The 9,580-nt window shown below is 31.8% G+C and carries 10 protein-coding genes; all 10 read right to left on the bottom strand.

All coding sequences use genetic code 11. The annotated features are described in order from the left end of the window. The 10 genes from C9E89_RS14010 to tviB are packed head-to-tail and all read right to left on the bottom strand — an operon-like array spanning nt 1 to nt 9,448. A complete protein-coding gene (locus tag C9E89_RS14010) occupies nt 1-738 on the bottom strand; it encodes a UDP-N-acetyl glucosamine 2-epimerase (protein ID WP_265935930.1) in 738 nt (245 codons plus the stop codon). Further along, nucleotides 722-940 (bottom strand): UDP-N-acetylglucosamine 2-epimerase, encoded by a 219-nt coding sequence (locus C9E89_RS24035; RefSeq protein WP_265935931.1) that lies wholly within the window; start codon nt 938-940, stop codon nt 722-724. The genes C9E89_RS14010 and C9E89_RS24035 overlap by 17 nt, the downstream gene beginning before the upstream one ends. A gap of 6 nt (nt 941-946) precedes the next feature. Beyond that, entirely contained in the window at nt 947-2,047 is a 1,101-nt protein-coding gene (locus C9E89_RS14015) for a glycosyltransferase (RefSeq protein WP_107008957.1), read from the bottom strand. Between the two features lie 3 nt (nt 2,048-2,050). Then, nucleotides 2,051-3,259 carry an O-antigen ligase family protein gene (locus C9E89_RS14020; protein ID WP_107008958.1) on the bottom strand — a complete coding sequence of 403 codons (1,209 nt, stop codon included), beginning with the start codon at nt 3,257-3,259 and terminating at the stop codon, nt 2,051-2,053. Further along, complete coding sequence (locus C9E89_RS14025; protein ID WP_107008959.1) at nt 3,259-4,236, bottom strand: glycosyltransferase family protein; 978 nt, start codon at nt 4,234-4,236, stop codon at nt 3,259-3,261. Before C9E89_RS14025 ends, C9E89_RS14020 begins: the two co-directional genes overlap by 1 nt. Beyond that, a complete protein-coding gene (locus C9E89_RS14030; protein WP_107008960.1) occupies nt 4,218-5,492 on the bottom strand; it encodes an oligosaccharide flippase family protein in 1,275 nt (424 codons plus the stop codon). The genes C9E89_RS14025 and C9E89_RS14030 overlap by 19 nt, the downstream gene beginning before the upstream one ends. A gap of 1 nt (nt 5,493) precedes the next feature. Continuing rightward, entirely contained in the window at nt 5,494-6,573 is a 1,080-nt protein-coding gene (locus C9E89_RS14035; protein WP_107008961.1) for a DegT/DnrJ/EryC1/StrS family aminotransferase, read from the bottom strand. Nucleotide 6,574: 1 nt separating this feature from the next. Next, a complete protein-coding gene (gene wbpD / locus C9E89_RS14040; protein WP_107008962.1) occupies nt 6,575-7,156 on the bottom strand; it encodes a UDP-2-acetamido-3-amino-2,3-dideoxy-D-glucuronate N-acetyltransferase in 582 nt (193 codons plus the stop codon). Nucleotides 7,157-7,170: 14 nt separating this feature from the next. Next, nucleotides 7,171-8,118 (bottom strand): Gfo/Idh/MocA family protein, encoded by a 948-nt coding sequence (locus C9E89_RS14045; RefSeq protein ID WP_107008963.1) that lies wholly within the window; start codon nt 8,116-8,118, stop codon nt 7,171-7,173. 31 nt (nt 8,119-8,149) lie between these two features. Further along, the gene (gene tviB, locus C9E89_RS14050; RefSeq protein WP_107008964.1) at nt 8,150-9,448 is read right to left on the bottom strand and encodes a Vi polysaccharide biosynthesis UDP-N-acetylglucosamine C-6 dehydrogenase TviB; all 1,299 of its coding nucleotides are present in this window, start codon (nt 9,446-9,448) and stop codon (nt 8,150-8,152) included. Between the last annotated feature and the right edge of the window lie 132 nt (nt 9,449-9,580).

Genomic DNA, 9,580 nt, shown 5'->3' on the forward strand with positions numbered 1-9,580 from the left:
CTAAACCCATTCTATTTGATCTATCATTGTAATACATGGGTTTTTAAAGAAAAAGGCTTCTTTTTGCACACCACCACTATCTGAAACTACAGCACTACAATGTTTCAACAACCAAATCATTTCCAAATATCCAACAGGTTCTAACACAAGCATTTCTAAAGTTAGACCTAAAGACTTAACAACCTTTTGAGTACGTGGGTGTAATGGTAAAACAACTGGTAAAATATTTTTATGAATATAGTTTAAAGCATCTACAATTGCCTTTAAACGCACAGGATCATCTGTATTTTCTGCTCGATGTAGCGTTGCTACAATAAAATTAATAGCAGGTACGTGATTTAATGCTTCACCTTTGACTGCTCGTTCAGCAAAAAACATTGATGAATTTTGCATCACATCACCAACATTCAATACTTGTACTGGTTTATTTGCAAAGCCTTCATTATTTAAATTTTTTACTGCTGTATCTGTTGGGCAAAATAAGATATCACTGACTTGATCCGTTAAAATACGGTTAATTTCCTCAGGCATTCGCATATTAAAACTACATAATTCTGCCTCAATATGTGCAACAGGAATATGACGTTTTGAAGCGGTCAGCGCACCTGCTAAAGTTGAATTGGTATCACCATATATCATTAAACGATTAGGTTGTTCAGTTAGGCAAATTTTTTCAATTTCTTCTAACAAACGTCCAGTCATTGAACCATGGCTGCCACTATTAATATCTAATTGCATGACTGCCACTATTAATATCTAATTGATAGTGTGGTTTTGGAATACCTAATTGATCAAAGAAAATATTAGACATATTCGCATCAAAATGCTGACCTGTATGAGTAATTTTTTCTTCTAAATTTGAGCTTTTTTCAATAGCTGCAGATATAACACTCGCCTTAATAAATTGTGGGTGTGCACCAACTACTGTTAATATTGTCACGATAATTTATCCTTTACTACATGTTTCTAAAGTATGTTTATATAAATCTTTCATTTTTACAGCACATGCATTCCAAGAAAAGTTTTGACTTACAAATTTTTCTGCATTATAAGCCATTTCTTCACGTAACTTTGAATCTAATATTAATTTTATAATTGCCTCAGCAGCAGCCTCTGGATTTTCAGGCTCAACCACAAAACCCGTTTCTTCATGCTTTACTACTTCTGGTAAACCACCAACATTTGAAACCACAACAGGTTTTGCCATTGCTTGAGCTTCAATCACAGCGACACCAAAGCTTTCTTGACGACTTAATGCAATATAAATATCTAAATTTTCAAGCTCTACAGGTACTAAATCATGCTGTACAGCACCAGTAAATACAACATTTTTATCGATTCCTAACTGTTGTGCTAAAAGTTGTAATTTGTTCAAATCTGGTCCCCCTCCTACAATTCTAAATTGTAGATGAGTTGCAAATTGGGGGTGTTGATCTGCTATTTTTTGCTGAACAATTGCTAAAGCTCTAAGTAATATATCGATTCCATATACTTTTTTTAATGTTTTAACAGTACCTATCGTAATCTGATCTAGTCTTTCTGATCTTTTATAAGATGATGTAAATTTACTTAGATCTACACCAAAAGGAATAACATCTATCTTTTTTGTTCTATCTATAAACTGATAAGTTTGTTTTAACATGCTATTACTAGTGGATACTAATATATCTGGAGCTTTTAAGTTAGAACTCAATAAATATTTATGTATGAATGAACGGTAAGGAAATTCAAATACATCACTACCCCACACTGAAAGTATATATGGATGAAAGTTTACTAATCTTGCAGTGGTACCATAACCACTTGCATAATGTGCATGCAATATATCTGGTTGAACCTCCTGAATGATTTTTTTTAAAGCAAAAACATTTAAGAAATAACCCATCTGTCCTTTATATGGTAAATAATATACAGGTATATCAGAAGGGAAGCTGATATCCGCCTTTTGTTGTGAAACAACAATAACTTCTTCACCTAATTTTTTAAGATTAACTGCCCACTGAGCCGTATGGATACTATTAGCAGAAGATAATAAAATTAATTTCATTATTTACTCTTTTATTAAGTTTCTATTGTTTAAATAAGCATAAAACATACCAATAGATATTCCTGCATAAGGCCAAAAGATAGGTTTTGTTGCTGTACATAAGATACCAACATAAATAGATATAAATAAAAATGGATATATATCATATTTATTTTTATCTTTAAAAAAATAAAACACAGCCATTATTAGTGGTATATATATTAACAATACATAAAATAAAAAACCTAGAAAACCAAATTGTTGCCATGCAGATAAAGCATTATGAATATATGTTCCATCCCCAAGCTCTCTATGAGAAGCATAATCTCCTAAAATTGGACTATTAAATATTTTATTAATATTCTGATGATATAAATACTCTCTCTCCTGCCAAGAACTACTATTTTCCACATCAAAAATTTGGCTATGTCTTGAGTTTTCAAATAAAAATGAATATTTATTAAAAAAATAAAAAAATAAACTTCCACAACTAAAAACAGAAAATATTAAAAAAACAACTCTATTAGTAATATTATTGCTTGATATAAAAAAATAAAAGCATAAACATAAAATCCCAGACACTACAAAGCCTACAAGCTCTGAACGTCCTCCTGAAAATAGTAAAAAGATCAACATAGAAACGATTAAAAAAAATTTATAAAAAAAGTTATTTCTTTTAAAGAAAAACAAAAACCAAGTCATTAACATAAAAAAAGAAACTAACTGATAATTAATATGACCTTCACTTCCACCCGCAATATTATCTAAAGAAAAAGGAATAATATTTTTAAAATCCAACTCAATAAAAAATATTAAAAATATTAAAAAATATATTACCTCAAAAACTAAAATTGGAATTTTAAAATAAAATAAGAAACAAAACATTAAGGATAAAAAATAAATTATAAAGATAAAGCTTTCATTAAATGCACCAAAATCTCCTTTATAATTAAAATACATAAGATTTAACAATGAAAATAAGAAACAATAAATTAAAAATGGAATAAAAATAAAATTAAAAGTTTTAAATTTACTTAAAGTTTTGTATTTTAACAAAAATAATGGAAATAGAAGTAAAAAAAGAAGATGACCAAATATAGGATACCCAACACCTGATATTTTAGGCATAAAGCTTTTAACTAAAAAATAGTTATACAAAAAATTAAATTGAAAGCAAATCAATAAAAACAAAGTAACAAATAGGACTATTAACTTATCTTTACTTACATTCATTAATACAGTATCCCTTTAAAGCCTAAAAACTGCTCTTCCCTAGTATATTTTTGCAATTCAACACTCTTAATTGATAAATGCATTGTATTAAAATCAAATAAAAATTTACCAAACTCTTTGTAAAAGTTTTTATTCTTATCTAATAATGAATAAAATGGCATTGATAGTCCTATATAATCAAATATTTTTGTTCCATACTCAATTTCTTCATCCCTTAAGATCAATAATCCAACATCGCAACTTCTTGTCAAAGAAATTGCCTCAGCATAAGGCAATCTACCATAGAATATAACATTTTTTTCAAGACCACACTCTTTTACTATTGTACTATTTTTTTCTTCATCAGACCCAATAAAAATAATTTTAAAATCAATTTTTATATTATTTTTTATACTTAAAAGAATATTTCTTGCTTTGCTATCATCATATTCAGCAAATTTACCAACACAAACAAAAGAAAATTTACCAACATCTAACTTAACAGAACTATCTTGATTAAAATCAAATCCATTTTTTATTAGAACAATTTTTTTATTAGAGAAAAACTGCTTACTATATTCATCATACATTCCCTTTGTACATACAATAAAATTACTACAAAAAAAATAAATTAAATTTTCTAAAAAAACACAAAATCTATATTTAATAGTTTTTTTAGATTTAGAGTTTCCGTAGTTTGTTAAAATATTTAATGACCATGGATCTCTAAAATCCACAACAGATTTTTTATTAAAAATTTTCGCTAAAAAAACACAAAAAACTACATACACAAATGGCCCACAGCTAAAGTATAACTTACGTTCAGAGCCAAAAATAATATTATATATAATATTAAAATACCATTTAAGTTTTGAATTTTCACAAGATATAACATTTACAAGAATATTTTTTTCTTTTAAAAATTTAATCAATGATTTACTACGTAAAGCCGAAACACCAAACTCAGTATTAAATGAAACTATTGTAACTTTTTCCATTTCAACAACCCTAAGACCACCAACAAATAAATCAAATAAAATATAAAGCCTGAAACAACATAGTAGTAAATTATATAATTTAAATTTAAATAAAAAATCAACAATAAACCAACAACACGCAATATAAAGCCTAGAATTTGCAATAATAAAGCAACTTTCTGTTTATTAATTAAATGCAAACTCATTGATACAGGTGAAACCAATATTTGCATAAAAAACCAAGGAATCATATATAAAATATATGTCCCTAAGTTTTCCCATTTTTCACCAAACACCCATGTAAAAACAAATGGGCTAGCTAGAGCTAGTAAAATAAATGGTATAGTCACTATTTTTAATACTTTATAGACTATTTCTTTTGTATATTTATATAACTCTCCATTACTCAAATATTGATTAGCATTTGCTAAGTAAACTTGAGAAATAGCAGAGCCTATTAAACCCATTGGTATAGCCAAAACTTTCATTGCCATCATTAAATAACCTACTTCAGGTCCTATAACAAATGATGCAATAATAATTAAAGGTAACTGTATAGCACTTGTATTTGCTAATGCTTCAAAAGTTGAATACTTAGGGAAATTACTATACTTAGAAAAAGTATCTTTTAAGGGACTACTTTTAACTAGACTTAAATCCTTTTTAGCACTTATTGCTAATTTAATGAGTCCACCAGAGAAATTTAAAATTTGTCCTAATATTAATCCCCAAAATCCTCCCCATATAGCTCCTGTAGCCAGACTTGTACCATTACCAAAAACTGCCTGAGTCATACGTGTCCGAGCAATATCCTTAAATCTTTTATGACGAGTAGCCCAATATTGTAATGCTGAATATAAACCTGAAATATAGACACCAAATGGAACTAACCAAATCCAATATGATAACTGTTTTATAATTTTAAAATCTTGAATAAAAGGATGAATTAACAATAAAGCAAAATATAACACAATAAAAAAGATAGTATTACTTAAGAGTGCTAATAATAATAAAGCTTTTCCTTCATCTTCTTGCTGAGGAATAGGAATAGCAATATCAAATCTTAAGCAAGAAATAACTGACAAGATAGAAACCATTGCAATATAAACACCAAGAATAGAATAATCCTCTGGTGAATATAGCCTAGTTAAAAATGGCAAACACAAAAAGCCAATTAACTGAGCAAAAGCTGTTCCTCCAACTAAAACAGAAACAGCTTTTAAAAAGCCTCCCTGAGCATTTAATTTGGCATTAACTTTTTCAAGAAGGCTTTTCACATTACTTACTCAATGCTGCCACAATTTTTTCTTGTGCTTCAAGTGTCAAATAAGGATGCATTGGCAAACTCATTACACGCTCAGCAATTGCATCGCCTACAGGTAAAACAGCATCATTTGCTACCGCAGGCTGCTTATTCAATGGAATTGGATAATGTACAGCCGTCGGAATACCTTGTGCTTTTAGCTTTTCCTGAACTTCATCACGATTTTCCACTTGAATGGTATATTGCGCCCATGCACTTTGATTGTGTTCTTCAATATATGGAGTGGTTGAGATTCCCGCTTCATTGAAAAGTCGTGTATATGTTTCAGCAACACGTTGACGTGCTTGCATTTCATCATCCAAAATTTCAAGTTTTGGCAGTAAAATTGCAGCTTGTAACGTATCTAAACGACTGTTCATACCCACACGAATATGATGGTAACGACGATCTTGACCATGACGTGCAATTTGACGAATGACTTTTGCAAGCTCATCATCATTGGTAAAAATAGCACCACCATCTCCATAGCAACCCAAAGGTTTACTTGGGAAAAAGCTTGTACATGCTACTGTACTTAAATTACAACTCTTACGACCTTTATATGTTGCACCAAAACTTTGCGCAGCATCTTCAATCACAGGTAGATTATACTTTTCAGCAATTGCATTAATAGCATCAAAATCAGCACATTGCCCATATAAACTTACAGGAATAATGGCTTTAGTACGCGGAGTAATCGCCGCTTCCAACTTTTCAATATCTAAATTATATGTTTTTGGATTAACATCAACATATACAGGCGTTGCACCCAATACTGCAACTGTTTCCGCTGTCGCAATATAAGTAAACCCAGGTGTGATTACTTCATCACCAGGACCAATACCAAATGCCATTTGCACGATCTGTAAAGCATCGGTACCATTTGCACAAGTAATGCAATATTTTGCACCGACATAAGCTGCAAGCTTCTCTTCCAACTCTTTTACTTCAGGTCCAAGAATATATTGACCATGTGTTAATACATTTTGAATACCCGCTTCAATTTTATCTTTTAGACGAGTTTGTTGTGCTTTTAAATCAATAAATTCAATCATTTTAAACCTGCTGCTTGGTCACAACCTGACCATCCAAACGGTAAATTGCACCAGTATGTGAGCATACTACTTCTGCCTGACCTGTGATTGGCAATGCCAATTGCTCACCAAATTCACTCATCCAGCCAATTTGTTTTGCAGGCACACCCACCATTAATGCATATGCAGGTACATCTTTATTAATGACAGCACCAGCGCCTACAAAAGAATATTCACCGATAGTGACACCACACACGATCGTACAATTTGCACCTAAAGTCGCGCCTTTTTTCACTAAAGTATTGCGATATTGATCTTTGCGCTCAATAAGAGAACGAGGGTTATATACATTTGTGAATACCATACTTGGTCCACAAAAAACGCCTTCTTCCAAAGTCACATTGTCATAAACTGAAACATTGTTTTGAACTTTACAATGATCACCAATAACAACTTTGTTTCCTACAAATACGTTTTGCCCTAAAGACACGCCTTGCCCAATTTTGGCACCGCCACATACGTGAACAAAATGCCAAACCCGAGAATCATTTCCAATTTGCGCGCCTTCATCAACAATCGCACTTTCATGTTGATAAAAACTCATAATAGAATCCCTGATTATTTTTTTACTTTCGCTAATAATGGGTGTGGGTTTGTAGGATTTTCTACTAATGGTGCCACACGGATCACTTCAACTGTTTCGATTGCAGCACGGTTTTCTTCAACACCATAGCCTTTGCCTTCTAAAATACGTTGATAGCTTTGTGTATGAAGATCAGTGAAACCACCTGAGAACTCAAGCTCTTCATTTTCAATGGTAATGCTGCGATAAGTTAATTTTTCACCTTGAACAGCATTTTCAGGTAAGTTATTTGCATCGATAGACAAGAACCAACGTACACGAGCACGTTCATATTCTAAATAACCAGAAGCTGTTTTTTCATCACGGTGATGGACTTCATTCTTCACAATTTTGCCAAAAATAAAGTGCAACATATCATAGAAATGCACACCGATATTGGTTGCAACACCACCTGATTTATTATCAACGCCTTTCCATGATTTTAAGTACCATTTACCACGCGAAGTTAAATACGTTAAGTCAACATCAAAAATTTTACCTTCGGGCGCTGACTGTACTTTATCACGTAAAGCAATAATCGAAGGATGTAAGCGTAACTGTAAAATTGAGTTTACTTTTGCACCATATTGTTTTTCGTATTCAGATAATAAGTTTAAATCTTCTGAACTTAATACCAATGGTTTTTCACAGATGACATCTATGCCATTTTTCAAGGCATATTTCATGTGAGGTGCATGCAAATAGTTTGGTGAACAAATTGCAACGTAATCGAGCTTTTCACCTTTTAATTTTTGGTCTTCCACATATGCTTCAAATTCTTCAAACTCTGTAAAGAACTCTGCTTCAGGGAAATGGCTGTCCATAATTCCAACCGAATCGTTAATATCCATTGCAACAGCTAAAGTGTTACCTGTTTCTTTAATCGCTTTAAGATGGCGAGGTGCGATATATCCTGCTGCACCGATAAGAGCAAACTTTTTCATTCTATATACTTCTTTCTTTCGATCATTAAAATTAAAGGCGGAAAACAGTAAAACCTTGTGCGACCATTTCATCACGATCAAACAAACTTTTCACATCAGACAAAACAGGTTTTTCTGTACGTACTAAACGACGTAACTGCTCAGCTGTCAATGTGCGGAATTCATTATGTCCAACAGCTACAATCAAGCTATCTACAGGATTGTTTTCATCAATAACCTGAAGATCAACACCATATTCATGTTTTACTTCTTCAGCATCAGCCCATGGATCAGCAACAACAACTTGTGCCCCCCAAAGTTCTAATTCTTTGACTAAATCAGACACTTTACTATTACGAATATCTGGACAATTTTCTTTAAAAGTTATGCCCAAAACACCTACTTTTGCACGAGGCACATCAATACCATTTTGCAGCATATGTTTGATGGTATTACGAGCAACATAACGTGCCATATTATCGTTAATACGACGACCTGCAAGAATGACTTGTGGGTGATATCCAACTTCTTCTGCTTTATGTGTTAAATAGTACGGATCTACACCAATACAGTGACCACCCACTAAACCAGGACGGAAAGGTAGAAAATTCCACTTACTTCCTGCTGCTTCTAATACATCGACAGTATCAATACCGATACGATCAAAAATAACAGACAATTCATTAACCAAAGCAATATTTAAATCACGTTGTGTATTTTCAATCACTTTAGCTGCTTCAGCTACTTTAATACTTGATGCTTTATGTGTTCCAGCAGTAATAATACTTTGATATACAGTATCTACAAAGTCTGCAACTTCTGGTGTACTACCACTAGTAATTTTCTTAATTTTAGTTAGTGTATTAACTTTATCACCTGGGTTAATACGTTCTGGGCTATAGCCCACAAAAAAATCTTCGTTAAATTTTAAACCTGAAAATTTTTCTAGAACTGGAACACAAACTTCTTCTGTTGCGCCTGGATATACAGTTGATTCATAAACAACAATATCACCCTTGGAAATCACTTTGCCAAGTGTTTCACTTGCTTTTTGCAGTGGTGTTAAATCTGGACGATTTACATGGTCAATTGGTGTTGGAACGGTGACAATATAAAAATTTGCGCTTTTTAAGTCTTCTAAATCAGCACTATAAAAAAGATGTTGTGCTGTTTTTAGTTCTTCTGGGCTGACTTCTAAAGTATGATCTTGACCACTTTTCAACTCATCAATACGTTTTTGATAAATATCAAAACCAATCACAGAGGTTTTTTTCCCGAACTCTACTGCTAATGGTAAACCGACATAGCCTAATCCAATTATTGCTATCTTTAGTTGTTCAAGTTGAAGCATGCTTTTTAAATCCTGAGGCTGGTTCTAATCCAGTTAGTTATATAAAACAAAAACGATATTCTAAAGGAAATTACATTAAATATTAACTGAAATTACATGTTTTTAACTAAAATCACTCAGTTTTATGTATTA

Source organism: Acinetobacter sichuanensis, from assembly GCF_003024515.2.
Lineage (GTDB): Bacteria > Pseudomonadota > Gammaproteobacteria > Pseudomonadales > Moraxellaceae > Acinetobacter > Acinetobacter sichuanensis.